The organism is Mycobacterium shinjukuense (genome assembly GCF_010730055.1).
Taxonomy (GTDB): Bacteria; Actinomycetota; Actinomycetes; order Mycobacteriales; family Mycobacteriaceae; genus Mycobacterium; species Mycobacterium shinjukuense.
Map to the genome: position 1 here is coordinate 1,082,751 of NZ_AP022575.1, position 25,788 is coordinate 1,108,538.

Below are 25,788 nucleotides of genomic sequence, written 5' to 3' on the forward strand. Positions count from 1 at the left end.
GGCTTGTCGCGTTGGGCTGAGCTGGACGGGTCTGGAAGCACTGCGGTATCGACTGCGGTATCGGCTGGACAGCTCTCGATACGCAACAGCGGCACCATAGTCAGCACCGCTGCCGCCCTGAACGCGCTGCGCTCCTGTCGCGACGGACTGAAGGAGTTGCGTCTCGACGCCAGCACTGCCGCGGCGCTGACCGGCGCCCGGGGCGCCCGGGCCGGCGAGCTGGCCAAGATGATCGCTGACGGATTAGCCACTGCAACCGCCTGGCGGTCGTTGTCGAGGGCGACCTTCGCGCTACCCAGGCGGTAGATGCGGCGATCTCGCGGCGTCCGGCACAGGCACGGCTGCACTAAGTGAAGTCAACTGACGTTATTAACTTCACTTAGTCTGATAAATGAGGTTAAAATGGAGCAATGACTTCACTTCGCCCCATCACCTACGAGGATGCACGTTGGGAACCACAGGGGATGCGGTACGCGAGCCCCGTGCTGCCGAAGTACGGCACCTACCACCCCGCCGTGCCGGTCGACATTGCCGAGCTGGTCTTGGACCTGCCGCCGTCCGTGCTCGCAGAAGCCGAATCCGCCAGCCACGAGATCACGCGCTTCGACGTCGAACTCGGAGGCGAAATCACACCGTTTGCCGCTGTGTTGCTACGGTCAGAGTCCGCCGCCAGCTCGCAGATCGAGAACCTGACCGCATCAGCCCGCGCTATCGCCGAGGCCGAGCTGCCTGGTGGCAGGGCCAAGCGCAACGCTGAGATGATCGTCGCCAACACTGCTGCGATGCAAGCAGCGGTCGCCCTGTCCGACACTGTTGACGCCGACGCCATCCTGGCGATGCACCGCGCGTTGATGGCCAACGAGCCACGCCATACGCCAGGCGAATTCCGTACCGAGCCAGTGTGGATCGGCGGTGGCTCCACCCCCATCGGCGCGACATTCGTCGGGCCGCGCCACGAGCTGGTCCCCGGCGCGATTGACGACTTGATCGCCTTCGCGCAGCGCGCCGACGTTCCCGCACTGCCGCAGATCGCGGTGGCCCATGCACAGTTCGAGACCATTCACCCTTTCACCGACGGGAATGGACGCGCGGGCCGCACACTGGTGCAAGCCATGCTGCGCAACAAAGGCTTGACCCGCCAGGTGACGGTGCCGGTCTCGGCCGGGCTGCTGACCGACACGGGCGCATACTTCGCCGCGCTGACTGCTTACCGCGACGGTGACGCCGCGCCGATTGTCGAGCGCTTCTCACAGGCCAGCGTCCTGGCTATCGCGAACGGGCGTCAGCTGGTCGCCGATATTCGTGGTATCCGGGAGAATTGGAACGACGTGATCACCGCGCGGTCCGACTCGGCGGTGTGGAAGGTCGCTGATCTGTTGACCCGACGTCCGGTCGTCAACGCTGCGCTACTCGCGCAGGAGCTGGGCATCGAGTCCACCAACGCTCACCGCTACCTCAACCCGCTCACCGAGGCGGGAATCCTCGTCGAGACGACCAGCGGGCCCCGCAACCGCGTGTGGCGTTCTCCTGAAGTGCTCGCCGCGCTCGACGCGTTCGCCGAACGGGCCGGACGGCGGGGCTGACCGCCGTGTGAAAAATCCATTGCGTTGCGATCCAACACTATTGCCCGGACGTCGAAGCATGATCGCCCTCTTCATGTCGAATCGCGAATGATCTGGCTCCACTTCAGTGTCAGCAGCGAGTCAGGTAAGGTGCGTGGACCGAAGATCTGCCGACAGCGACCGAGCGGGAGCGACGCTACTTGACCCCCGCCGAGTTTCTTGAGCTCGCCAGGGCGACGGAGCGATTCGAGACGCTGACCCTCGTTCTCGGCCACTGCGGACTCCGCTTCGGTGAGACAGCGGCCCTGCGTCGCGAGAACGTGGGGGACCGGGAGTTGACTCGCTCATCGGCTACGTCTGTGACCGGGGCCGGGATCGTCGAGACGGCGACGAAGACCAACCGGGTGCGTCACGTGCCTGTCCCCGAGCCGGTATGGGAGCGCCATGCCGACCGCCGTGCAGGCCTTGTCGAAGCCGACTTGGTCCCGAACGGGCTGAGGCACACCACGGCATCGCTCGCGATCGGCGGGGCGCTAATGTCAAGGTCGTGCAGAGGCTTCTCGGACACGCCACGGCGGCCATGACCTTGGACCGTTACGGCCACCTCAGCGACGACCTGGCGGGCGTGGCAGACGCGCTCGGGCGGGCCATCAAGAGTGCGGTGGAGAACATATCCGCGGCTAGTTAGCGCAAGGGGCGGTAGCTCAGTTGGTCAGAGCCGCGGACTCATAATCCGTTGGTCGCGGGTTCGAGCCCCGCCCGCCCCACCAAGCAGCCTTGCAGGTCAAAGGCAGGACAGGCGCGCGTGGGCTACGACGGCGCGTAGGCAAAGAACCGCTTGGCCTCGGCGAAGAAGTCGTTGAGGTCAATGCCATCCGCCATCTTGCGTTCTTGAATCGACGCTGCCGCTGAAGGGTGTTGTTGCGCTAAGCCAAGGATGATCACCATCGACGCGATAGGGCACATCGCGCTCTCCCGGAAGGGGGCCTCGTGCCAACACGGCCACACAGACCGCCGCCGCGCTCGGCGATGGGGGAAACGCGCGCCATCGAGCTCGAGCGCGCGGACGCCGATGCGCTTACCCGGCTCCGGCGGTGGACCAGCGGTCGCCTCGGGGGGCTCACGGCGTTCCTGGTCTACCTCCTCGGAGCCGTCATCCTCACCATCGGCGCCTGGAGCGACCCAAGGTCGGGTTGGGCCGGCAACTGCTGCGACCAGCAGCAGGCGATCTGGTACCTGGGCTGGACACCCCACGCGCTCGCCAACGGGCTCAATCCGTTCTTCACCACCCAGATCGGTGCGCCCGACGGTGTGAACCTCATGTGGAACACCCCGATGACGCTCCTCGGGCTCCTGGGCTGGCTCCCGGCAAAGATCGGTGGCCCAATCTTTGGGTTCAACGTCCTCATGGTCGTCGGCATCGCCGTCAGCGGATTCACCGCTTGGCTCGCGATCCGCCGCTGGACCGGTGACGGACTCGGCCCGATGGTCGGTGGCGCGGTTTATGCCTTCTCGCCCTACATCGCCTCCCACGCGGCGCTGCACCTGAACCTTGCCACGGCCTGGGTTCCGCCGCTGTTCCTGCTCGTCATCGACGAGCTCCTGGTGACCCGGCGCAGGCCGCCGTGGCAAGCGGGGGTTGCGCTCGGAGTCCTGGGCGCCACGCAGCTCCTGATCAATGAGGAGACACTGGCCACCAGCGTGGTGGCGGCCGTGGTACTGGTCTGTGTCCTGGCCGTCGCGCGACGTGACGGGCGGGTCCGCGCGCGGTGCCGCCGAGGAGTGGCCCGGCTCTTCCCGGCGCTCGCGGTCGCCACGATGACGTTCCTCGTGCTCGCGGCCTGGCCACTGGCCGTCCAGTTCTTCGGACCGCAACGGATCAACGGGCCTGTCCAGGATCCCAAGACGTATTCGACCGACCTCCTGAACCTCGTCCTTCCGACGCCATACCAGCTTCTCGCCCCCGACGCGGCGACACGCGTGTCCCGTGAGTTCAGCGGCCTCTATCACGAGGCGACGGGCTACCTGGGCCCGCCGCTCCTCGTCCTGCTGGTGGTCGTGGCCGTTCGCCGCTGGGACGACCTCCGGGTCCGCGTCGCGAGCATCACCGGGGCGTTGCTCTTCGTGCTCTCGCTCGGGCCATGGCTGCACATCGGCAATAAGGCTCTGCCCGTACCGCTGCCGTGGCTGCCCTTCGGGAAGCTGCCGCTGCTCCAACATGTGCTGCCGGGCCGCTTCACGCTGTTCGCCTGGCTGGCCGTCGCGGTCATCGTCGCGATCGTCACCGCCCGGGCGACTCGCCTGGCTCCGCGATCCGCGGCGCGGTGGCTGCTTACCGTGGTCGCGACGCTCGTCCTGATCCTTCCCGCCCCGCTGCAACGGCAGCCGTCCTACACGCCCGCCTTCTTCCGCACGTGGGCCAGCCACAACATCGGGCCCGACGAGACAGTCCTGGTCGCACCGTATATCCTCAACGGGGGCCAGGCCGCGCCGATGTTGTGGGCGGCCCAAGCCGATTATGGGCTGCGGATGCCCCAGGCCTACGCGTACATGCCCCAGCCGGACGGTGGCACGAATTCGGGACCGCCGGCAACGCGGCTGTCCAAGATCATGCTGGCCATCCAGCAGGGCGAGACCTCGCTCGTGGCACGGGGAGAAGCTCGCGCACAGGTCGCCGCCACCCTCCGGTTTACCGGGGTGCGCCACGTGATTGTCGGGCCCATGCCGGCATGGCAGGCGATGATTGCGTTCTTCACCGACCTGTTCGGCCGGCCGCCCGACAGGGTCGGCGAGATTGCGATCTGGCGGGACGTCAATGTCCGGGGTGTCGTCGCGCCGCCGACATCGCCGTGACGAACCGATTCTCAACGCTGAGCCAAACTGTGTTGCTCGGTGGGCGGCCCTGAACGGTGTTGGGTCGCACAACGTTCCGCGGTCTTCGCCCCGGGTCGACGTGCGGATCGTGTCCGGGGTCCCGGCCTGGGGGTGGCGGGTTGTCTCACGCTTTCGGGCCACCGACTCGGCCTGCGTGGTCCGATGCTCAGCCACATCGCTCTGGTGTGAATGGGGCGGTGTCACGCGTCGCCGGATGGCGTGTCGAGGGCGCGCCGACCGACCCCATCCCTCGTCGTCCCCTGCGGCGGGCTGTGGATAGCCGATTCGGTTGTCGGGGGTGGCGTGTAGAATCGAAACTATGTTCGATCAGGAGGGGTCGTCGCAGGTGGCGGGGCCGGGCCCGGTCGAGGACGGCGTTGGCCTCGATGATGCCGCCGGGCTAGATGATGCCGCGGTGGTCGATGCGCTGGGGGCGGCCGCGCGTGCGGAGAACGGCGCGGCGGCGCGCCGGTTGGCCTGGATGGGTGAGCTTTATGTCCGTCGCGCCCCCGAAGATGATGCCGAGCGCAGCAATTGGGCCATCGATGGGCATGCCAACGTGGTGGCCGAGATCTCGGCGGCGCTGAGGATCAGCCGGGGCCGCGCCGGGGCCCAGCTGCGTTATGCCATCGCGTTGCGGGAGCGGTTGCCCACGGTGGCCGAGGTGTTTGGTGCTGGGGCGATTGATTTTCGGATGATGGCCGCCCTGGTGGCGCGCAGCGACATCGTTGACGACGAGGCGATCGGCAAGCTGGATGCGGCGTTCGCTAGGCACGCGCCCAGCTGGATGCGCATGTCGGGGCCCAAGCTCACCGAGCGCATCGACATGTGGGTGGAGAAGTTCGATCCCGCAGGGGTGCGGGAGCCGCGTGCGCCGCGCGAGGACCGCTATGTGGACATCGGGCCCACCGGTGCGGGGATGGCTGGGATCTGGGGTCAGCTGGAGATCACCGAGGGTGCGGCCCTGGATCGCCGGCTCGATCAGCTGGCGGCCACGGTGTGTCGCGATGATCCGCGCACCGCCGCGCACCGCCGTGCCGATGCGCTGCTGGCGCTGGCCGGCGGGCAGTCGCGGCTGGTCTGTGGGTGCGGGGCCGAGCACTGCCCGGCCGCGGGCGCCGAGCAGGCGCCCCTTGCCCAGGTGGTGATCCATGTGCTGGCCGAGCAGGCCACCGTGGACGGTGCGTCGACGGCGCCGGGGTATCTGCCCGGGTTGGGTGCGGTGCCCGCGCCGCTGCTGCGCCGGGAGCGCCAAGTGCAAGCCGCTGCGCATCCCGGCGCCGGTGGCCGAGCCGGGGTATCGGCCCTCGGCCGCGCTGGCCGAGTTCATCCGCTGGCGCGATCTCACCTGCCGGTTTCCGGGTTGTGATCAACCCGCCGCGGCCTGCCAGATCGACCACACCATCGCGTACCCGGTGGGGCCCACCCACCCGTCGAACCTCAAGCTTTACTGCCCGGCGCATCACCTGCTGAAAACCTTCTACGCCGGGGCGGGCGGCTGGGCGGATCGCCAATTGCCCGACGGCACCGTCATTGTCACCGCGCCCACCGGCCACACCTATACCACCACACCCGCCGGGGCGTTGTTCTTCCCGGCGCTGGGCACGCCGACCGGGCGGTTGGTCATCCCCGAGCCCACCCGCGCGCCGGGCGCGCAGCGTGGGCTGATGATGCCCACCCGCACCCGCACCCGCGCCCAGGACCGGGCCGCTCGCATCGCCGGTGAGCGCAAACGCAACGCCGCCCGCATCGCCCGCAAGAACTTCCTCCTCGCCGAGCGCCTCGCCCGCGAGGACGAACCCCCGCCGTTTTGATCGGTACCGATCGTGTCGGCCCCCGGCGGGAGCCACGGACCAACATTGACAGTGTCACTATGACAGTGTCAGTATCGAGGCATGGCCGAGCAGGCGTGGTGGACGCTGGACGAGCTGGTGCGACGGGTCGCCGCCGCGCTGGCCGATCCCGCCTACCCGGGAGCACCCAACGGCCGAGTCCGGGAGCTGCCCGATCGGCGAGCGGTGCGCTGGTACACGACGACCGGACTCGTCGACCGGCCAGCCATGCAGGGGCGCACAGCGCGCTACGGCACCCGGCACCTGCTGCAGGTGGTCGCCGTCAAACGCCGCCAGGCCGAGGGCCGCTCGCTCGCCGAGATCCAGGCCGAGCTGGCTGGGGCGACCGACGACACGCTGCGTCGGGTCGCCGCGATTCCCGACGACCAGATCACACCGGAGTCGGTCCCATCTCAGGGCCCGCCGCCGGCGACACGCCCGGGCCGCCGGAGCCGCTTCTGGGCCGATCCGCCCGCTGCCGTCGAACCGTCGGCTAACGCTAACGGCGGCGGCGCTGACACCGTTACCGCGCTCTCCGCCGTGGCCCTGCCGGGCGGGGCACTGCTGCTGTTGCCGGCCAATCGCGCCGGCCCACCCGACGACCACGACGCCGACGCGATCCGAGCGGCCGCTCGGCCACTGCTGGACCTGCTGGCCGACCGTGGCTTGCTGTCGGGCCTGCTATCCCTCGATGAAGATGAACGGAGCCCATCATGACCGTCCGCAGCACGCCGATGACCGACGCCGAGACGATGGGCGCTGTGCGCACCGAGCGGGGCAACCTGCCGCTCGAGCGCATCGACGTGCGGGCGGACATCACCGGGCTCACCAGCCTGGTCGAGCTGACGCAGGACTTCGTCAACGCCTTTGACGTCCCCCTGGAAGCCAGCTACGTGTTTCCCTTGCCCGATCGGGCCGCGGTCACCCGGATGCGGATGATCGCCGACGGGCGGGTGGTGGAGGCCGGGCTGCGCGAGCGGGAGGCGGCCCGCCAAGCCTACGACGCCGCCATCACGTCGGGCCGGCGAGCCACCATCGCCGAGGAGGAGCGGCCGGAGGTTTTCACCATCCGGGTTGGCAACATCTTGCCTGGTCAACGGGTCAGCGTCGCGCTCACGCTGGTCAACCCCCTGGCCTACGAGGATGGCGAGGCAACGTTTCGCTTCCCGCTTGTGGTTGCGCCGCGGTACATCCCGGGCGACCCTGTTACCGGTATCGCGGTCGGCGACGGCCACGCCGACGACACGGACGCGGTCCCCGACGCGTCGCGCATCACCCCGCCCGTGCTGTTGCCCGGTTACCCGCATCCGGTTCCGGTGACCATCGACGTCGGCGTCGACCCCCCCGGTGTGCTGTCGGAGGTGCGGTCGAACCTGCCCGTGGTGTCCACCGGTGACGGCCGAATCCGGGTCGCACCCGGACAGCGGGCCAATCGGGATTTCCTCCTGCGGCTGCGCTACGGCGCCGACGACGTCACCACCTCGCTGGTGCTGGTTCCCGATGCGGACGGCGACGAGGGAACCTATCAACTCACCGTGCTGCCGCCGACGTCAACGGCGCCGCCGCGCCCTCGAGACCTGGTGCTGGTGCTGGACCGCTCCGCCAGCATGGCCGGCTGGACGATGATGGCCGCCCGCCGCGCCGCGGCCCGCATCGTGGACACGCTCACCGACGCGGACCGGTTCGCGGTGCTGACCTTCGCCGACCGGGTTGATCGCCCCGCCGGTTTGCCCGATGGGTTGGTCGAGGCCAGTGAGCGGCACCGCTATCGGGCGGTCGAGCACCTGGCCCGGGTGGATGCGCGGGGCGACACCGAGCTGCTGGCGCCGTTGCGGCAGGCTCTCGCCCTGGTGCGGGGGGCGCAGGGCCGCGACGCCGTCGTTGTCCTCATCACCGACGGGCGGGTGGGCAACGAGGACCAGTTGCTGCGTGAGCTGTCCGGTGACCGGGTGCGGGTGCACGCGATTGGCATCGACCAGGCCGTCAACGCCGGATTCCTACGACGCCTGGCCAGCGTAGGCGGGGGGCGTTGCGAGCTGGTGGACAGCGAGGACCGCCTCGACGAGGCGATGCAGGCCATCATGCGTCGCATCGGCACGCCGCTCGCCTATTCGCTGGCGGCGCACGGCGAGGGACTGGAGATCATCGACGACACCGCGAGCCCGGCTCGGCTGCCCGACCTGTTCCCGGGGGTGCCGCTGGTGATGACGGGACGTTATCGGGGAAGCACGGCCGGCTCGCTCGCCCTTACCGGCACCACCCCCGAGGGTGGGAACTGGTCGGCCACCGTCGCCGGACAGCGACGCAACGCCCCGGCGGTGACCGCGCGGTGGGCGCGGGCCCACCTGCGCGACCTCGAGGACCGCTACGCCTGGGCTGCAACGGCGGACTTGGCGAAGCGGATCATCGACACGTCGATACGGTTTGGCGTGCTGTGCAGGTTCACGGCATACGTCGCCGCTCACGGCCCAGTAGTTGCCGAGGGTGCGCTGCTGCACCGCGTGCTGCAACCCGTCGAGGCGCCGGCTCCGGCCAGCAAACGGCCGAAGGCACGAACGGTCAAACTGCGCCATGCGGTGGCGATGGCGGTGGTTAGCGTAGTGCTGGTCGGCCTCGGCTGGGCCTGGTCGCTCAGTCGGGACGGCTCCTCCGCAACAACGCGCAATGAAGTAGTGGCCGGCGAGCATCAAGACAAATCCGATGTCGCCCGCGCTCCGGCGACGAAGGCCGGCGTTGCTGGGAGTACGGTCACCGTGCCCGAGGCTCCCGCGCCACCACAGGTCCCTCCAGGCGGCACCTACAAACGCGACATCGTCACCACCGGATCGCTGCGGGTGGTCGTCGCCGCGCCCACCCAGGCGGCCGACCGGCTGGTCTCCGCGGTCACCGACGCCGGCGGGCGAGCGGACTCGCGATCGGAGCGCTCCGGGTCGTCGTCGCCGGCGGTTGACCTCGTGTTGCGCATTCCGGCGGACAGGCTCGACGGGGTCTTGGCCGACGCCAAGAAACTCGGGGCCGTTGAGTCGATGTCGATCGGCCACACCGACGTCACCGCCCAGCGCGTCGACCTCGATGCCCGCATCAAGGCGCTGCAGACGTCGGTCGATCGACTGCTGGAACTGATGCGTCGCGCGGGCACCACCGCCGACCTGCTCGCCGCGGAGTCGACGCTGACCCAACGGCAGGCCGAACTGGACTCGCTGAGGGCACAGCGGGCCGCGCTCGGCGACGAGATTGCCTACGCGACGATCAACGTCCGCCTGTCGGCCGAACCGACGGTGCCGCAGCGAGGTTTCCTTGGGGCGCTCGAACGCGGGTGGCGGTCGCTGCTCGCCACCGCCGACGGCGTCCTGCTGACGGTTGGATTCCTGCTGCCATGGATACCGCTGCTGGCCGTGCTGGTGGGGGTTGTCGTCTGGGTGGTGCGCCGCATGTCTTTCCTGCGGGCCCGCGCTCGGCGTTGACGATTGTTGCTATCGTCGCGCTGGTGGCGTCGGGCGTGATCGGGCTCATCTGGTCGCAGCAGCGTCGGTTGATCTACTTCCCGTCGCCGGGTCCGGTGCCATCCGCTTCCTCCGTGCTGCCCGCCGGCCGCGATGTCGTGGTCGAAACACCGGACGGAATGCGGTTGGGCGCCTGGTATTTCCCGCATGGTTCGGGAGGTCGTGGGCCCGCGGTGCTGGTGTGCAACGGCAACGCCGGCGACCGGTCGATGCGTGCGGGGCTCGCGGTCGCGCTGAATCGGATGGGCCTATCGGTGTTGCTGTTCGACTACCGCGGTTACGGCGGTAACCCGGGTCGGCCGTCTGAGGAGGGGTTGGCCGCCGACGCCAAGGCCGCGCAAGAGTGGCTGGCCGGCCGGGCCGATGTCGACCCGGAGCGAATCGCCTATTTCGGCGAATCCCTCGGCGCTGCGGTGGCGGTCGGGCTGGCGGTGCAGCGGCCACCGGCGGCACTCGTGCTGCGATCTCCGTTCACGTCGCTGGCCGAGGTCGGCGCGGTGCACTACCCATGGCTGCCGCTGCGCTGGCTGCTGCTGGACCGCTACCCATCGGTCGAGCGGATCGCCTCGGTGCACGCGCCGGTCCTGGTCATCGCCGGCGGTCGTGACGACATTGTGCCCGCTGCGCTCAGCGAGCGGCTCGTCGAAGCCGCCGCCGAGCCCAAGCGCTATGTCATGGTTCCCGGTGTGGGTCACAACGACCCCGAACTGCTCGATGGGGGTGTGGTGCTTGATGCGATCCGGGGTTTCTTGGTGGAGACGCCGGTGCTCGGACGGTGAACCTGAGTCAGCAATGCGACATTTATACTCATCATATGAGTAAGCGGCTGCAGGTTCTGCTGGACGCAGACGAGTGGGAGCAGCTCCAACAGATCGCCCGCCGGCACCGCACGACGGTCTCGGAGTGGGTTCGGCGCACCCTGCGCGAGGCGCGGGACCGCGAGCCGGCTGGTGACTTGGACGCCAAACTGCGTGCCATCCGCGCGGCCGCACGTCACGAGTTCCCCACCGCCGACATCGAGGAGATGCTCGAGGAAATCGACCGCGGACGCGAGGCGTTACCCGGAACCACGCCGTGATCCTGGTCGACTCCAACATCCCGATGTATCTGGTGGGTGTCGCCCACTCCCACAAGCTCGACGCTCAGCGGCTGTTGGAGTCGGCCCTGTCCGCGGGCGAACGAATGGTCACCGACGCGGAGGTGCTACAGGAAATCTGCCATCGCTACGTGGCCATCGATCGACGCCAGGCCATTCAGCCGGCCTTCGATGCCATCCTCGGTGTGGTCGACGAGGTGTTGCCGATCGAGCGAGCCGACGTCGAGAACGCAAGGGACACCGTGTTGCGCTACCAAAGCCTGTCAGCCAGAGAGGCGCTGCACCTGGCCGTTATGGCGCGCTATGACATTGGGCGGCTGATGAGCTTCGACCGCGGCTTCGACGCCTACCCAGGGATCACGCGCCTCGGCTGAAGCGATCACGTGTCAACCATGTTGTGCCCCCGACGTATGGTCACCTCATCAGCCACCAGATTCGGAGGAGCGATGAGCCGGGATATTGCCACCCAGGTCGCCGACGACGGCGTCGCGACCCTCACCCTGTCCCGGCCGGAGCGGCGTAACGCGCTCTCGATCGAACTGCGCGACGAGCTCACCGAACAGCTCGACGGCTGGGCATCGGATCCAGCGATCCGCGCGGTCGTGCTCACCGGGGCCGGGTCGACGTTTTGCGCCGGCTTCGATCTTGACGAGTTCGCGCAAGCCGATCTTGCGACCAGCATCCGGGACAGCTCGCGCCGCTACCACCTCGCGGTGTGGCAGTTCCCCAAGCCGCTGGTGGCCGCCGTCAACGGTCCCGCGGTGGCCGGCGGCATGGACCTTTGCGTGCTGTGCGACATTCGAATCGCCTCGGCCACGGCGGTGTTCGGGCATCCCGAGATCAAATTCGGTGCGCCGCCGTTGTTTACGCCGCTGCAGTGGATCGTCGGTATGGGCGTCGCCCGCGAGCTGTGCCTCACCGGACGGCGCATCGATGCCCACGAGGCACTGCGTATCGGCCTGGTCAACAGCATCAGCGAACCCGCGCGCCTGCTCGACGACGCTGTGGCGGTGGCACGCGCCATCATCGAGGCCCCCCAGGCCGCGCTGGAGTACACCAAGCGCTACCTGATCAGCAGTCCCGGCGCGACGTTCGAGCGGACCTTCGCCGTGGAGCACGACGCGGTCTTCGAGGACTTCTTGCGGGGTGCGGTGGGCCCGAGGAGCACCCCGTGACCCCGCCGGAACCTCCGGTGCCCGTCATCGACATGTGGGCACCGTTCGTTCCGTCCGCCGAGATCGTCGATGACCTGCGGGCCGGATTTCCCGCCGAACTGCTGTCGTACCTCGAGGTGTTCACCAAGACGACGGTCACCGCCGAACAATTCGGCGAATACGCGGAATCCCTGCGCCGCAGCGACGACGAGATACTGGACTCCCTGGACGCCGCCGGCATCACCGGCAGTCTGATCACCGGATTCGACGAGAAATCCACCTGCGGTGTCACTTTCGTGCACAACGACTCGGTGGCCGCACTGGCGGCCCGCCATCCCGACCGGTTCCTGCCGTTCGCCGGCGCGGACATCATGGCCGGAGCCACAGCGCTGGACGACTTCGAGCGTTGGGTCGTCGAACGTGGCTTCCGCGGACTGAGCCTGCGTCCGTTCATGATTGGACGCCCGGCATCCGACCCCGCCTACTTCCCCTGGTACGCCAAATGCGTGGAACTCGGTGTTCCGCTGTCCATCCATACGTCCGCCAATTGGACTCGGAGCCGGCCCAGCGACCTCGGCCATCCCCGGCACATCGACGACGTTGCCTGCCGCTTCCCCGAGCTGGCCATCCTGATGAGCCACGGCGGCTACCCGTGGGTGCTGCAGGCATGCCTGATCGCATGGAAACACCCCAACGTCTACCTGGAACTGGCCGCGCACCGTCCCAAGTACTTCGCGTCGCCGGGCGCCGGGTGGGAACCGCTGATGCGGTTCGGGCAGACGACCATCCGACACAAGGTGATCTACGGCACCGGCGGCTTTCTCATCAACCGCCCCTATCGGCAACTGTGCGACGAGATGCGCGCGCTGCCGGTCCCGCGGGACGTCCTCGAGGACTGGCTCTGGCGAAACGCGGCTCGCCTGCTGCGGCTCGACCCCCCGGCTCATCGCCGAATCGCAGCTCGCTAAATTCGAGTCGCAATGTCGTCGGGAGGAAACTATGAACGCTCATGTCGAGCAGTTGGAGTTTCAGGCTGAGGCTCGGCAACTGCTGGATTTGATGGTCCACTCGGTCTACTCCAACAAGGATTCGTTTCTGCGGGAGTTGATCTCGAACGCATCCGACGCACTGGACAAACTGCGGCTGGAGGCGCTTCGGAACAAGGACCTCAACGTCGACACCTCCGATCTGCACATTGAGATCGAGGTGGACAAGGCGGCACGGACGCTGACCATCCGAGACAACGGCATCGGCATGACGCGCGCCGAGGTGGTGGATCTGATTGGCACACTGGCCAAGTCAGGCACCGCCGAGCTGCGTCAGCAATTGCGTGAGGCCAAGAACGCGGCGGCCTCGGAGGAGCTGATCGGCCAGTTCGGCATCGGTTTCTATTCGTCCTTCATGGTCGCCGACAAGGTTGAGCTGCTCACCCGCAAGGCCGGCGAGAGCGAGGCCACCAGGTGGGAGTCCAGCGGCGAGGGCACCTACACCATCGAATCCGTTGACGGCGGCGAGGCTCCCCAGGGCACGTCGGTCACGCTGCACCTCAAGCCCGAAGACACCGAGGACGAGCTGCACGACTACACCGCGCCGTGGAAGATCAAGAGCCTGGTCAAGAAGTACTCCGACTTCATCGCCTGGCCCATCCGGATGGAGGTGGAGCGGCGTACCCCTGCTGCGGAGGAAGGTGGCGAGGAGGTCGTCACCGTCGAAACCGAGACCCTCAACTCGATGAAGGCGCTGTGGGCCAGGCCCAAAGACGAGGTCTCCGAGGAGGAGTACAAGGAGTTCTACAAGCACGTCGCGCACGCGTGGGACGACCCGCTCGAGGTCATCGCGATGAAGGCCGAGGGCACCTTCGAGTACCAGGCCCTGCTGTTCATCCCGTCACACGCCCCGTTCGACCTGTTCAACCGGGAGGCGCACGTCGGGATCCAGCTCTACGTCAAGCGGGTGTTCATCATGGGCGACTGCGACCAGCTGATGCCCGAGTACCTGCGTTTCGTCAAGGGTGTGGTCGACGCGCAGGACATGTCGCTCAATGTCTCCCGGGAAATGCTGCAGCGGGATCGCCAGATCAGGGCGATCCGTCGCCGGTTGACCAAGAAGGTGCTGTCCACGCTCAAGGAGCTGCAGTCCGAGCGGCCCGACGACTACCGCACCTTCTGGACCCAGTTCGGCCGGGTCGTCAAGGAGGGCCTGCTCTCGGATTTCGACAACCGGGAAACCCTGCTGCAGATCTCCTCGTTCGCCTCCACACACAGCGAGGAGCAGGCCACCACGCTGGCCGAGTATGTGCAGCGCATGAAGGAGGGCCAGAAGCAGATTTTCTACGCCACCGGCGAGACGCGTCAACAGATCCTGAAGTCGCCGCACCTGGAGGCGTTCAAGGCCAAGGGGTACGAAGTCCTGCTGCTCACCGACCCGGTCGACGAGGTGTGGGTGGGAATGGTGCCGGAATTCGACGGCAAACCGCTGCAGTCGGTGGCCAAGGGTGAGCTGGACCTGGACTCCGCCGACGAGAAGAGCGAGGCCGAGCGCGAGGAGCGGCAGAAGGATTTCGCCGACCTGCTGACCTGGCTGCAGGAGACGCTGGGTGAGCACGTCAAGGAGGTGCGGCTGTCCACCCGGCTGACCGAGTCACCGGCGTGTCTGATCACCGACGCCTTTGGCATCACACCCGCGTTGGCGCGCATCTACCGGGCTTCCGGGCAGGAGGTTCCGGTTGGCAAGCGGATCCTTGAGCTCAACCCGACCCATCCGCTCATCACCGCCCTGCGGCAAGCGCACCAGGACCGCGGTGACGATCCCGCCGTCGCGGAGACCGCGGAATTGCTGTACGGCACGGCGCTGCTCGCCGAGGGTGGCGCACCCGAGGACCCGGCCAGGTTCGCCGAGCTGCTCGCCGACCGGCTCGCGCGCACGCTGCAACTCAGCGACGGTTGAGCTTCTCGCGCACCATGTCGGTGAGGAAGCGCCGCGTCGAGACCGGGTGAAACGCCCGGGCCGCGTCGGTGAGCGCATCCCGGGAATCCGCGGTCAGCTCGATGTCGGCGGCGGCCACGTTGAACTCGAGTTGCTCGACGCTGGATGCCCCGGGTATCGCGACCACGCCCGGCAGGCCGATCAACCAGGCCAGCGCCACCTGCGCCGGCTTGGCGCCGACGTCGGCGGCGACCGACCGCAACGTGGCCAGCAGCGGCTCGATCCGGCGCAGGTTCTCCGGGCCGAACAGCGGGTTGACCGCGCGCACGCCGCCGGGCCGGTTGTCGACACCGTATTTGCCGCCCAGCAGCCCTTGGGCCAGCGGACTGTAGGCGATCACCACGCGGTTTTCCCGTTCGGCGAACGGCACCAGGTCGTCGAGCGCGCCGGGGTGGGCCAGCGAGAAGTGCACCTGGTTGCTGACGACCGGGCGTTGCAGCGCGGCGTCGGCCTTTCGCCATCGGGCCAGCGAATAGTTCGACACCCCGGCCGCACCGATGGCGCCGCCGTCGAGCAGCTCGCGCATGCCCGGCATGATCACCGAATCGGGCACCACCGGGTTGGGCTGGTGGATCTGGTAGAGCGGGATGCGGTCGAGCCGCAGCCGCCGAGCGCTGGCTCGCGCGCGCTGCTTGATCACCGCGGGAAAGGGCGCGACCGGGAAGACCTTGCTGGCCACCGCGACCTTGTCGCGCTCGTCGCCGAGCGCCTCGCCCAGGATCCGCTCGCTCTTGCCCAGGCCGTACACCTCGGCGGTATCGAACAGCGTGACACCCAGGGCCAGGGCACGCCGCACGATGTCGCGGGCGGCGCCGGAGGCGTAGCGGTCCCCGTAGCCCCACTCGCGTGAGCCGAACTGCCAGGTGCCCAACCCGATCCGGCTCACCTTGCCGATACCGTCGACGTCCAGATATTTCATGTTGCCCACCGTACCGGCCCACGCGCGCTCGCCCCTATAGCCGCGTAATGGCACAAAGTCATCAGCCACTAGGGACGCCCTGCTCTCGTATTGCCGGCGTGATCGCGCCATCGTTGACATCACCACTAACGGAACGGGAGCGACGGCCATGAACGCGCATTTTCCGGATGCCGGCACGGTCCGGACGGTGCTGCGGCTGGCCGCTCGGGCGCCGTCGGTGCACAACACGCAGCCGTGGCGGTGGCAGGTGGGCGAAACGAGCCTGCACCTGTACTTCGACCCCAGCGTGCGGCTGCCCACCACCGACCCGGACGGCCGGGATTTGATCGTGAGTTGCGGTGCGACGCTGAATCATTGCGTGTTGGCCCTGGCCGCGGTCGGGTGGCAAGCCAAGGTGGCTCGGCTGCCCAATCCGGCCGAGCCCGGTCACCTTGCCGCGATCGAAGTGTGTCCGCACACCGCCGATCGGCTCGACATCATCCTGGCCGCGGCGATACCGCGGCGGCGAACCGATCGGCGGCACTACAGCTTCTGGCCGGTGTCGGTGGGCGATATCGCACTGATGGCCGCCCGCGCGGCGCGCAACGGGGTGGCGCTGCGTCAAGTCGACGCCACCGACAAGCTGAAGAGGATTGTCGCGGAATCCGTCTGGAACCACGAGAGCAACCCCGAGTATCAGGCGTGCGTGGTCGGTGTTGCGGCCCGCAGCACGCCGGCCCGGGACCCCGCCGCGGCGATGCCCGGTCGGCTCTTTGCCGGTCCCGCGCTGGCTATGCCGTCCGGGTCGTCACCCGAGGACGACAACGCCGCGATTCTGGCGCTCGGAACGCCGACCGACGACAGGTTGGCATGGCTGCGCGCGGGCGAGGCCACCAGCGTCGTGCTGCTGTCCGCGACCGCGCTGGGACTGGCCAGCTGCCCGGTCACCGAACCATTGGAGGTCGCCGAGACACGCGAAGCGGTGCGCCGTGACGTCTTCGGCGCCACCGGCCATCCGCAGATGCTGCTTCGGGTGGGCTGGGCCCCGATCAACGCCGACCCGTTGCCGTCGACACCTCGCCGCGAGCTTTCTGACTTTGTCGACTGGCTGGCCGATCGCGATGGGCGGATGATGTGTCGATGAGCGGCGACGCCACCGCGTTGTTGGACACGGCCGGGCTGCACCGACTGGTCGAGCTGCTGATCGAGCAGGGCTATCGGGTGATCGGTCCGACGCTGCGCGATGACGCGATCGTGCTCGCCGAGCTCGAGTCCGCGCACGACCTTCCGCGTGGGTGGGGCGTTGACGTGGGTCCGGGGCACTACCGGGTCCGTCGTCGAGGCGACGATGCGGCGTTCGGTCATTCGGCCGGGCCGCAGTCGTGGAAACAGTTCCTGCATCCTCCGCGGCAGCGGCTGTGGGCCGGCACTCGGGACGGGGTCGGCGATTCCGAGCCCGACGCCGAAGCGCCGCGGTACGCCTTCCTCGGGGTGCGTGGCTGCGACCTGGCCGCGATCGCGACCCTGGACCGGGTGCTGGGCCGTGGCGAATACCCGGACCACTCGTTTGTCGGCCGTCGACGACGGCTCTTCGTGGTCGCGGTGAACTGCACGGAACCGGGTGGGCTGTGCTTCTGTGCGTCGATGGGCACCGGACCGGCGGTCGGGCCGGGCTATGACCTTGCGCTCACCGAACGCCTGGACGGCCGCCAGGCCCCGAGCTACCTGGTCGACGTCGGTACCCCGGAAGGCGCCGAGGTGCTGGCCGCACTACCGCATCGGGCGGCCGGCGGTGACGACGTTCGTGGTGCGCGCTGCCAAGTCGAAGCCGCGGCGCAGCACATGGGCCGCCGGATGCCGCGGGCGGATCTGCGGGATCTGTTGATCAGGTCGCGGGAGTCGCCGCAGTGGGACGAGGTGGCCAGTCGCTGCCTGACCTGTGGCAACTGCACCATGGTGTGCCCCACCTGCTTTTGCACCAGCACCGAGGACGTCAGCGACCTCACCGGCGAGCACGCCGAGCGTTGGCGCCAGTGGGCGTCGTGTTTCGAGTTCGACTTCACCTACATCCACGGCGCCGGCAGCGTCCGCCGGTCCGGCGCATCGCGTTACCGGCATTGGTTGACCCACAAATTGGGTACCTGGCATGACCAGTTCGGCATGTCGGGCTGCGTGGGCTGCGGACGGTGCATCGCCTGGTGCCCCACCGGCATCGACATCACCGAGGAGATGAACAAGATGGCCGGCGATGGCTGACGGGGCGACCGGCGTCTCGGCCATGGCGCCCGTGCCGTACCGGGTGCGCAGTCGCGTTGTGGAGAGCCCGGATTCGGCGACGTTGTGCCTGGAGCCGGTCGGTGAGGCACTGCGGTCGCCGGAGCCGGGCGAGTTCATGATGCTCTACGCGTTCGGGGTCGGCGAGGCGGCGATCTCGATCAGCGGCGACCCGACCGTCACCGACGGCTCGATCACCCACACCATCCGCGCGGTCGGAGCGGTCAGCCGTGCCCTGCACGACGCTCAGCCGGGCACCGTCGTCGGGGTGCGGGGGCCGTTCGGCACCGCCTGGGGGCTGGCCGAGGCCACCGGCCGGGATTTGGTGATGGTCGCCGGCGGCGTGGGGCTGTGCCCGCTGCGTCCGGCGGTGCTGGGTGCGTTGGCGAGCCGGGCGCGCTACGGCACGGTGATGCTGATCGTGGGTGCCCGGTCACGCTCGGACTTCGTGTTCGCCGCCCAACTCGACACCTGGGCCAGCGACCCGCAGATCGAACTCCATCGGATCGTGGACGCCCCGACCCCGGGCTGGGGCGGTGACGTCGGGCTGGTCACCGACCCGCTGCGTCGGCTGACCTTGCACCCCGAGCGCACCACGGCGTTCCTGTGCGGCCCGGAGCCGATGCTGCGGTCAGGCGCCGAGGCGCTGATGGCCAAAGGCGTGGCAGCCCACGACATTCGGGTCTCACTGGAACGCAACATGCAATGCGGTGTGGGCTGGTGCGGTCACTGTCAGCTGGGACCATTGCTGCTGTGCCGCGACGGGCCCGTCGTCGGCTACGACATCGCCGGCCCGCTGCTGCGGGTGAAGGAGCTGTAGATGAGCCCAACCACGTTGGCCGTGTGGAAGTTCGCCTCCTGCGACGGTTGCCAACTGACGCTGCTGGACTGCGAGGACGAGCTGCTGACGATCGCCGAACAAGTACGGATCGCCATGTTCGCCGAGGCTTCCAGCGCCATGGTCGGCGGGCCCTATGACGTGTCGCTGGTCGAGGGGTCGATCACCACCCGGCGCGACGAGCTGCGCATCCGCGAGATCCGGGAGCAGTCGAAGGTGTTGGTCACCATCGGTGCGTGTGCGACGGCCGGGGGAGTGCAGGCCCTGCGCAACTTCGCCGACGTCGCCGAGTTCACCTCGGTGGTTTACGCCAACCCCGAATACATCGACACGCTGGCCACCTCCACGCCGGCGTCGGCGCACGTCAAGGTCGACTACCAGCTGCAGGGCTGTCCCATCGACCGCGGGCAGTTGCTGGACACCCTGGCGGCGTTGCTGATCGGACGCAAACCGCGGCTGCCGGCCAAGACGGTGTGCACCGAGTGCAAAATGCGTGGCGTGACGTGCGTTCTGGTGGCCGACGGCACCCCCTGTCTGGGCCCGGTCACCCACGCCGGCTGCGGCGCGCTGTGCCCGCGGCATCGGCGCGGTTGTTACGGCTGCTTCGGCCCGTCCGCGGCGCCGCACATGGCGACCCTGATTCCGTTGTTGCGCCGCGACGGCATGTCCGATGACGATGTCGAGCGGGTGTTCTCCACATTCAACGTCGCCCGCTTCGCCGCCGAGCGGAGCACCCCGTGACCCCGTCCACCCGCACGCTGCACGTCGGCACCCTGACCCGGGTGGAAGGCGAAGGGGCGCTGCACGTCACGCTCAAGGACGGGGTGCTGGAACGCGTCGAGCTCAACATCTACGAGCCGCCACGGTTTTTCGAAGCGTTCCTGCGGGGACGTGCCCACACCGAGCCGCCGGACCTGACGGCTCGGGTCTGCGGAATCTGCCCGGTCGCCTACCAGGTCAGCGCCTGCAATGCGATCGAAAACGCCTGCGGCGTCGAGGTGGACGCTGACCTGGTGGCGTTGCGGCGGTTGCTGTACTGCGGCGAATGGGTCCACAGCCATGTGCTGCACATCTACCTGTTGCACGCGCCGGACTTCCTGGGCTACCCCGATGCGATCGCGTTGGCCCGAGACCAGCGTGACACCGTCGAACGCGGGCTGGCGCTGAAGAAGGCGGGCACCCGGCTGATGGAGTTCATCGGCGGGCGGGCGATCCACCCGGTCAACCTGCGGTTGGGCGGATTCTATTCGGTGCCAACCCGTTCCGAGTTTCAGCCGATCGCCGAGCAGCTGCGCCGGGCGCTGGACGACGCGGTGGCCACGGTCGACTGGGTGTCCGGGTTCGAGTTTCCCGATTTGGAGCTCGAGCACGAGTTTTTGGCACTTACGGCGGCGGATCGGTACCCGATCGAGAATGGCGCCGTCGCGCGCAGCGCCGGCCCGTCGTTTCCGGTCGCCGAATTCACCGACCACGTGATCGAGTCGCAGGTGCCCCATTCCACGGGCCTGCACGCCACCCTCGACGGCGGCCGGTACCTGACCGGGCCGCTGGCGCGGTATTCGCTGAACTCGTCGGCGCTCACACCGATCGCCGCCCAGGCCGCCGCCCGGGCCGGGCTGTCGGCACAATGCCGTAATCCCTTCCGCAGCATCATCGTCCGCGCTGTCGAAGTGGTGTATGCGATCGAGGAGGCGCTGCGGCTCATCGATGACTACCAGCGGCCCGCGCGCCCGTTCGTCGAGGTGCCGCCGCGGCCCGGCGTGGGACACGGTGTCAGCGAGGCGCCCCGGGGTCTGCTGTATCACCGCTACCGGATCGACACCGACGGGTTGGTTTCGGCGGCCACGATCATCCCGCCCACCTCGCAGAACCAGGCGGCCATCGAAGCCGACCTGGCCGGCGCGGTCTCGGACAACCTGGAGCTCGACGACGCCGCGCTGACCACGTTGTGCGAGCGGGTGATTCGCAACTACGACCCCTGCATCTCCTGCTCCGCGCACTTCCTGACGCTGACGGTGCAGCGCGGGTGAACACCGTTGTGGTCGGCCTGGGCAATCGCTACCGGCGCGATGACGGGGTGGGCGTGGTCGCCGCCGAGGCGCTCAACGAATTGGCGCTGGCCGACGTTCGCGTGGTGACCGACATCGCGGAGCCGGTGAGCCTGATCGAGGCCTGGTCGGGCGCCGGGCTGGCGGTGGTGATCGACGCGGCGGTCGTGACCCGGTCAACGCCGGGCCGGGTGCGTCGCTGCGACGTGAGCGACGTGGCCGCATGCGAGGGGCTGAGCACACACGGCATCGACATCGCCCGGACCTACGCGTTAGCTCGGGCGCTTGGCCGGGTGCCCGGCGCGCTGGTGGTGTTCACCGTCGACGTGGCCGACACCGGCCAGGGCGTCGGCCTGACACCGCACGTGGCCGGTGCCGTGCTGGAAGTGGTCCGAGTGGTGGTGGACGAAATCCATCGCGTCCACGGGTAGCGCATCGCGCGTTCACGCGGCGCGCGGCAGATCGCGGGTCGCGGCGTCCGCCTTCGGTGGCGACTGATCCGGTGCGGGCCTCCAGCCGACATAGGTCAGGTACACCCCGACCAGTGCGAACACGATGCTGAGGCTGACCCACAGGGCCGTCAAGCCAATCGTCGCGTCGGCAATCGACATGACCGCGTTCGGAAACGCCAGCAGCAGCAGTCCGCGCAGCGCGAAAAGCCAACCCATCAGCGACACGATGATCGCCGCCAGGCCTCGCCAGTACTGGTGCAGCGCGATCACCACCAGCCCGGCCAGCAGCACAAAGGCGCCCGTCACCCACGCCCACACGGAACTCGCCTCGAACTCCGAAAGCAGTGTTCGCATGGTCGACGCGCGGGCCACCGCCGTCACCGAGACGATGACCGAGAACGGGCCGAGCACGCGAGCGAACATCCGCGTCCTGGGCTGCAATTGTGTGGTGCTCATTGTCTTACCTCCCGACATTGGAGACGCTTTGCGTCCCCTACCGCAATCTGAGCACGTGATCACGGCCTCGCATCAGGGCCCGAAGTCCCGCGCCTTCGGGACATTCGTCAACCCGGCTCGCCCCGCCCCGGCACGTCGAACCGGAACCGGCGGCCGGTGACCATCTCGGGCAGCACCCGCACGTAGTGCGTTTTCGCCGGCGCCGTCCAGGGCAGCAGCTGGGCCCGCCCGGCCTCCGCGAGCTCCTCATCGGTGCGCAGTGAGCGCGCCACGCCCTTGACGATCACGCTCCAGCCCTCGCTGGCGCCATGGTCGTCCGCCTCGAACACCACGTGGTTGTTGATCGCGGTGCTGGTCAACTTGGTGCCCTCCGCGGTGCGGAACAGAATCGTGCGGCGCTGGACGGCGAAGTTGACCGGAAAGATCTCCGGCCTGTTGTCGACGCTGGTGACCAGCCGCCCGATCGGCACGCTTTTCAGCAGATCCCAGCATTCGTGCTCTGGCAGGATGGTGACCCCTTCGCCGGCCGCCGACATCGGCCCACCCCTTTCTTACGCGTGCTTCTCGACATAGCGAACCACATCGTCGAGCGTGCGCAGCGACGCGTAGTCGGACTCTGGGATGTCGACGTGCAGCCGCTTGTGGATGCCGAGCAAAAAGTTCAGCCAGTCCATCGAGTCCAGGTCGACCTGATCGCGCAGCAGCAGGTCGTCGCGAATCTCGTCGGCATCGACCTCGGGGGCAATGGTGGTCAGCACGGACAGCACCACGGTGCGAGTGTCTGTTGTCATGGCACGTCACTTCTCCAGCAGGTCGGGCTGCTGCAGCAGCTCGTTGATCGCGGCCAGGAATAGCGCGCCGCGGTGACCGTCGCTGGCCCGGTGGTCGGCGGCCAGGGTGCCCCGCACGGCGGTGACGACCCGAATTCCGCCGTCGATGACGCACACCCGCTGCGTCGGCTTGCCGAAACCGACCAGGGCCACCTGGGGCGGGTAGATCACGCCGAAGACGGTGTCGACGCCCTGGTCGCCAAGGTTGGTGACGGTGATGGTGGGGTCCGACATCTCCGAGCTCCGCAGGGAGCCGGCGCGTGCCCGGGCCACCAGGTCGGTGAGGTCGGCCATCAACTCGTCGAGCTTTTTGTCGGCGACGTCGTGGATGGCCGGCGCGACCAGGCCACCACCGCGCAGCGAGATGGCGACGCCGATATGAACCGCGGTGGCGGGCTGGAACCCGCCGTCGCGCCAGAATCCGTTGAACTCGCCGAATCGCCGTGCGGCACGGGCGACCGCCTTTAATTGCAGGACGGCCGGCAGCACGCGCTCGGTGATGGATCGCTGCGCATTGCGCGCGCTCAGCCAGGTCAGCGAGGTTTCCATCGGGATCTCGTCGGCCAGGTAGTAGTGCGGAATCTCGCGCTTGGACCGGCTCATCGCGACCGCGATGGACCTTCGCATTGCGGCGGCGCGGTCGGCCGCTGTCGTCTCGGTTGCCGGCTTCGTGGCGGCTTCCTTGGCGGCGTGCTCGACGTCGCCGAGGGTGACCGCGCCTTGCGGACCGGTGCCGCGCACGTTGTCGATGTCGACGTTCAGCGACCGGGCCAGGCGCCGCGCGGCGGGTGAGACCCAGCGGCGCCGGTGCGGCGTCGTCGGCGGTGTCGCGGCCACCCGCTCACCGGGTTCCAGCAGGGTGGCCAATACCGTTCCCACTTGCACTGTTTCTCCGGCCGCAACGACCAGTTCGTTGACCGTGCCCTCCTGCCAGCACTCGATTTCCACTGCGGCCTTAGTGGTTTCAACGATCGCCACCACTTGTCCGCGGCTGATCCGGTCGCCGGGTTTGACCAGCCATTCGGTGAGCGTGCCCTCGTCCATGTCCGAGCCCAGAGCGGGCATCGTGAACTCGATCATCACCGCTCTCCGAACAAATCGCGTACGGCGGCGACGATCGTGGCGGGCTGTGGCAGGGCCGCCTGTTCCAGGTGTTTCGCGTACGGAATGGGAACCTCTGCGCTGCACACCCGGGCAACCGGCGCATCCAGGTCGTAGAACGCGCCCTCCATGATTCGCGCGGAGATCTCCGCCGCCAAACTGCCAGTGCGCCAAGCCTCGTCGACCACGACCGCGCGGTGTGTCTTTCGCACCGATTCTGCGATGGTGTCGGCGTCGAGTGGTCGCAGCACCCGCAGATCGATGACTTCGCAGTCGATTCCGGTCAGTGCCAACTCGTTGGCGGCGTCCAGCGCCTTGGGCAGCGAGCCGCCGTAGGCAATCACGGTGACGTCCGCGCCGTCGCGGCGCACCGCCGCCCGGCCGATGTCGGTCGGCTGCAGCGCGTCGATATCGGACGAGGTGTTGTAGAGCTGGACATGCTCGAAGATGATCACCGGATCCGGGTCGGCGAGGGCGGGCGCGAGCATGCCGTAGGCGTCCTCGATGGTGGCCGGTGCCACCACCTTGATGCCCGGGATGTGGGCGTACCACGGCTCGAGGCTGTGCGAGTGCTGAGCGGCAAGTTGGCGCCCGGCCCCGGTTGCCATCCGCACCACGATCGGCACCGAGAACTGCCCGCCCGACATGTGCCGCAGCGCCGCGGCGGTGTTGACGATCTGATCCAGCGCTAACAGGCTGAAGTTCACCGTCATCACTTCGACGATCGGGCGTAACCCGCCCAGCGCCATGCCGATTCCGACACCGACGAAGCCCAGCTCGGACAGCGGGGTGTCCCGCACCCGGTCCGGGCCGAACTCGGCCAGCAGGCCCTTGGACGCGGCGTAGGTTCCGCCGTAGCGGCCGACGTCTTCGCCCATCAGCACCACCCGCGGGTCGGCGGCCAACGCATCGCGCAGCGCGTCGTGAACGGCGGTGCGGTAGGTCGTTTTCATTGCGCCAGCTCCGGTGTCAGCACGTCGCGTTCCAGATCCGTTACGTCTTCCCATGTTCCGGCCTCGGCGAACGCGACCGCGGCCTCGATCTCGGCGGCCGCCGAGTCCTCGATCGCACGCACGTCGTCGTCGGTGAGCGCGCCGTCGCGCAGGCACCGCTCGGTGAACAGCCGGATCGGGTCGCGCTGACGCCATTGCTCGACTTCCGCCTTGTCCCGGTACAGTTCCGGGTCGAACATGGAATGCGCCCGGAACCGGTAGGTGCGGAACTCGATGAAGAACGGGCCACCGGTGTCGCGGACGTGGTCGGCGCCTTGCCGCGCGGCGCTATGGCACGCCTGGACATCCATGCCGTCCACGGCCAGCGTCGGGACGCGATACGACGCCGCCTTGACGGTAAGGTCGGTCTGCGACTGCGCCCGCTGCAGCGCGGTGCCCATCGCATACAGGTTGTTCTCGCAGCAGAACAACACCGGCAGGTTCCACAGCGCGGCCATGTTCAAGGACTCGTGAAACGCCCCCTCGGCCACGGCCCCGTCACCGAAATAACACGCGGTCACCCGGTTTCGCGTCAGCATCGCGTCGGCGAGCGCGAGGCCCACCGCCAGCGGCAGGCCGCCGGCGACGATCGCGTGGCCCCCGTAGAAGCGCCGGGACGCGTCGAACAGGTGCATCGACCCGCCGCGGCCCCGCGAGCAGCCCTCCCGCTTGCCGAACATCTCGGCCATGATCGAGGTCATCGGGATGCCGCGCAGCAGCGCGTGGGCATGCTCACGGTAGGTGGCCACCACCGCGTCGTCGTCGGTCAGTGCGCGCAGCGATCCGGCGGCCACGGCCTCCTGGCCAACGTAGAGATGCAGGAACCCGCGAATCTTGGCCGCGCCGTAGAGTTCCGCGCACTTTTCCTCCATCCGGCGCACGCGGACCATGTC

At 68.4% G+C, this 25,788-nt stretch carries 24 protein-coding genes, 1 tRNA gene and 2 pseudogenes; 19 read left to right on the forward strand and 8 right to left on the reverse strand.

The genetic code is table 11. The features are described from left to right. The first annotated feature begins 410 nt into the window (after positions 1–410). From G6N20_RS04695 to G6N20_RS04705, 3 genes and pseudogenes are all read left to right on the forward strand, one after another. The gene (locus G6N20_RS04695) at positions 411–1,583 is read left to right on the forward strand and encodes a Fic family protein (protein ID WP_083049540.1); all 1,173 of its coding nucleotides are present in this window, start codon (positions 411–413) and stop codon (positions 1,581–1,583) included. A gap of 338 nt (positions 1,584–1,921) precedes the next feature. Further along, a pseudogene (locus tag G6N20_RS04700) lies at positions 1,922–2,250 on the forward strand (tyrosine-type recombinase/integrase). Between the two features lie 5 nt (positions 2,251–2,255). Then, positions 2,256–2,332, forward strand: a tRNA-Ile gene (locus G6N20_RS04705). 40 nt (positions 2,333–2,372) lie between these two features. On the opposite strand, the gene G6N20_RS04710 is transcribed toward G6N20_RS04705, so the two are convergent. After that, positions 2,373–2,510: a hypothetical protein gene (locus G6N20_RS04710; protein ID WP_163662830.1), complete on the reverse strand. Its 138-nt coding sequence runs from the start codon at positions 2,508–2,510 to the stop codon at positions 2,373–2,375. An 81-nt stretch (positions 2,511–2,591) separates the two neighbouring features. Here G6N20_RS04710 and G6N20_RS04715 point away from each other — a divergent pair, with 81 nt between their 5' ends. From G6N20_RS04715 to htpG, 10 genes and pseudogenes are all read left to right on the forward strand, one after another. Then, positions 2,592–4,415 carry a hypothetical protein gene (locus G6N20_RS04715; protein ID WP_083049544.1) on the forward strand — a complete coding sequence of 608 codons (1,824 nt, stop codon included), beginning with the start codon at positions 2,592–2,594 and terminating at the stop codon, positions 4,413–4,415. Positions 4,416–4,782: 367 nt separating this feature from the next. Next, positions 4,783–6,250, forward strand: a pseudogene (locus tag G6N20_RS04720) (HNH endonuclease signature motif containing protein). 81 nt (positions 6,251–6,331) lie between these two features. Next, positions 6,332–6,985, forward strand: a complete 654-nt coding sequence (locus tag G6N20_RS04725) for a MerR family transcriptional regulator (protein ID WP_083046477.1) — start codon at positions 6,332–6,334, stop codon at positions 6,983–6,985. Continuing rightward, entirely contained in the window at positions 6,982–9,732 is a 2,751-nt protein-coding gene (locus G6N20_RS04730) for a DUF4349 domain-containing protein (protein ID WP_083046478.1), read from the forward strand. The genes G6N20_RS04725 and G6N20_RS04730 overlap by 4 nt, the downstream gene beginning before the upstream one ends. Next, on the forward strand, positions 9,684–10,550 hold the full coding sequence (locus G6N20_RS04735; protein ID WP_232065497.1) for an alpha/beta hydrolase: 867 nt from the start codon (positions 9,684–9,686) through the stop codon (positions 10,548–10,550). Before G6N20_RS04730 ends, G6N20_RS04735 begins: the two co-directional genes overlap by 49 nt. Before the next feature lie 35 nt (positions 10,551–10,585). After that, complete coding sequence (locus G6N20_RS04740) at positions 10,586–10,849, forward strand: antitoxin (protein ID WP_083046480.1); 264 nt, start codon at positions 10,586–10,588, stop codon at positions 10,847–10,849. Beyond that, the gene (locus G6N20_RS04745; RefSeq protein ID WP_083046481.1) at positions 10,846–11,241 is read left to right on the forward strand and encodes a type II toxin-antitoxin system VapC family toxin; all 396 of its coding nucleotides are present in this window, start codon (positions 10,846–10,848) and stop codon (positions 11,239–11,241) included. The genes G6N20_RS04740 and G6N20_RS04745 overlap by 4 nt, the downstream gene beginning before the upstream one ends. Before the next feature lie 72 nt (positions 11,242–11,313). Then, positions 11,314–12,042 carry an enoyl-CoA hydratase/isomerase family protein gene (locus G6N20_RS04750; RefSeq protein WP_083046482.1) on the forward strand — a complete coding sequence of 243 codons (729 nt, stop codon included), beginning with the start codon at positions 11,314–11,316 and terminating at the stop codon, positions 12,040–12,042. Then, the gene (locus G6N20_RS04755; RefSeq protein ID WP_083046483.1) at positions 12,039–12,989 is read left to right on the forward strand and encodes an amidohydrolase family protein; all 951 of its coding nucleotides are present in this window, start codon (positions 12,039–12,041) and stop codon (positions 12,987–12,989) included. The genes G6N20_RS04750 and G6N20_RS04755 overlap by 4 nt, the downstream gene beginning before the upstream one ends. 31 nt (positions 12,990–13,020) lie before the next feature. Next, positions 13,021–14,967 carry a molecular chaperone HtpG gene (htpG, locus tag G6N20_RS04760; RefSeq protein ID WP_083046484.1) on the forward strand — a complete coding sequence of 649 codons (1,947 nt, stop codon included), beginning with the start codon at positions 13,021–13,023 and terminating at the stop codon, positions 14,965–14,967. On the opposite strand, the gene G6N20_RS04765 is transcribed toward htpG, so the two are convergent. Continuing rightward, a complete protein-coding gene (locus tag G6N20_RS04765; RefSeq protein ID WP_083046578.1) occupies positions 14,954–15,925 on the reverse strand; it encodes an aldo/keto reductase in 972 nt (323 codons plus the stop codon). The genes htpG and G6N20_RS04765 overlap by 14 nt on opposite strands. A gap of 148 nt (positions 15,926–16,073) precedes the next feature. Between G6N20_RS04765 and G6N20_RS04770 the strand changes: the two genes are divergently transcribed. Genes G6N20_RS04770 through G6N20_RS04795 form a run of 6 tightly spaced genes read left to right on the forward strand, consistent with a single transcriptional unit; the run spans position 16,074 to position 21,495 of the window. Continuing rightward, positions 16,074–17,048: an Acg family FMN-binding oxidoreductase gene (locus G6N20_RS04770; RefSeq protein ID WP_083046485.1), complete on the forward strand. Its 975-nt coding sequence runs from the start codon at positions 16,074–16,076 to the stop codon at positions 17,046–17,048. Continuing rightward, positions 17,045–18,160: a 4Fe-4S dicluster domain-containing protein gene (locus G6N20_RS04775; RefSeq protein ID WP_083046486.1), complete on the forward strand. Its 1,116-nt coding sequence runs from the start codon at positions 17,045–17,047 to the stop codon at positions 18,158–18,160. The genes G6N20_RS04770 and G6N20_RS04775 overlap by 4 nt, the downstream gene beginning before the upstream one ends. Further along, positions 18,153–18,998, forward strand: a complete 846-nt coding sequence (locus G6N20_RS04780) for an FAD/NAD(P)-binding protein (protein ID WP_083046487.1) — start codon at positions 18,153–18,155, stop codon at positions 18,996–18,998. The genes G6N20_RS04775 and G6N20_RS04780 overlap by 8 nt, the downstream gene beginning before the upstream one ends. After that, positions 18,999–19,757: an NADH-quinone oxidoreductase subunit B family protein gene (locus G6N20_RS04785; protein WP_083046488.1), complete on the forward strand. Its 759-nt coding sequence runs from the start codon at positions 18,999–19,001 to the stop codon at positions 19,755–19,757. Continuing rightward, positions 19,754–21,046, forward strand: a complete 1,293-nt coding sequence (locus G6N20_RS04790; protein ID WP_083046489.1) for a Ni/Fe hydrogenase subunit alpha — start codon at positions 19,754–19,756, stop codon at positions 21,044–21,046. Before G6N20_RS04785 ends, G6N20_RS04790 begins: the two co-directional genes overlap by 4 nt. Next, positions 21,043–21,495: a hydrogenase maturation protease gene (locus G6N20_RS04795; protein ID WP_083046490.1), complete on the forward strand. Its 453-nt coding sequence runs from the start codon at positions 21,043–21,045 to the stop codon at positions 21,493–21,495. The genes G6N20_RS04790 and G6N20_RS04795 overlap by 4 nt, the downstream gene beginning before the upstream one ends. 12 nt (positions 21,496–21,507) lie before the next feature. Here G6N20_RS04795 and G6N20_RS04800 read toward each other — a convergent pair whose 3' ends face one another. The 6 genes from G6N20_RS04800 to pdhA all read right to left on the reverse strand — a co-directional run bounded on the left by G6N20_RS04800 (position 21,508) and on the right by pdhA (position 25,785). Beyond that, positions 21,508–21,939, reverse strand: a complete 432-nt coding sequence (locus tag G6N20_RS04800; protein ID WP_179961542.1) for a hypothetical protein — start codon at positions 21,937–21,939, stop codon at positions 21,508–21,510. Between the two features lie 140 nt (positions 21,940–22,079). Then, the gene (locus G6N20_RS04805) at positions 22,080–22,508 is read right to left on the reverse strand and encodes a pyridoxamine 5'-phosphate oxidase family protein (protein WP_083046492.1); all 429 of its coding nucleotides are present in this window, start codon (positions 22,506–22,508) and stop codon (positions 22,080–22,082) included. Between the two features lie 15 nt (positions 22,509–22,523). Further along, a complete protein-coding gene (locus tag G6N20_RS04810; RefSeq protein WP_083046493.1) occupies positions 22,524–22,763 on the reverse strand; it encodes an acyl carrier protein in 240 nt (79 codons plus the stop codon). Between the two features lie 6 nt (positions 22,764–22,769). Then, a complete protein-coding gene (locus G6N20_RS04815; protein ID WP_083046494.1) occupies positions 22,770–23,882 on the reverse strand; it encodes a dihydrolipoamide acetyltransferase family protein in 1,113 nt (370 codons plus the stop codon). Next, the gene (locus G6N20_RS04820; protein ID WP_083046495.1) at positions 23,882–24,856 is read right to left on the reverse strand and encodes an alpha-ketoacid dehydrogenase subunit beta; all 975 of its coding nucleotides are present in this window, start codon (positions 24,854–24,856) and stop codon (positions 23,882–23,884) included. Before G6N20_RS04820 ends, G6N20_RS04815 begins: the two co-directional genes overlap by 1 nt. Further along, positions 24,853–25,785 (reverse strand): pyruvate dehydrogenase (acetyl-transferring) E1 component subunit alpha, encoded by a 933-nt coding sequence (gene pdhA / locus G6N20_RS04825; RefSeq protein ID WP_232065498.1) that lies wholly within the window; start codon positions 25,783–25,785, stop codon positions 24,853–24,855. The genes G6N20_RS04820 and pdhA overlap by 4 nt, the downstream gene beginning before the upstream one ends. Positions 25,786–25,788: the final 3 nt, after the last annotated feature.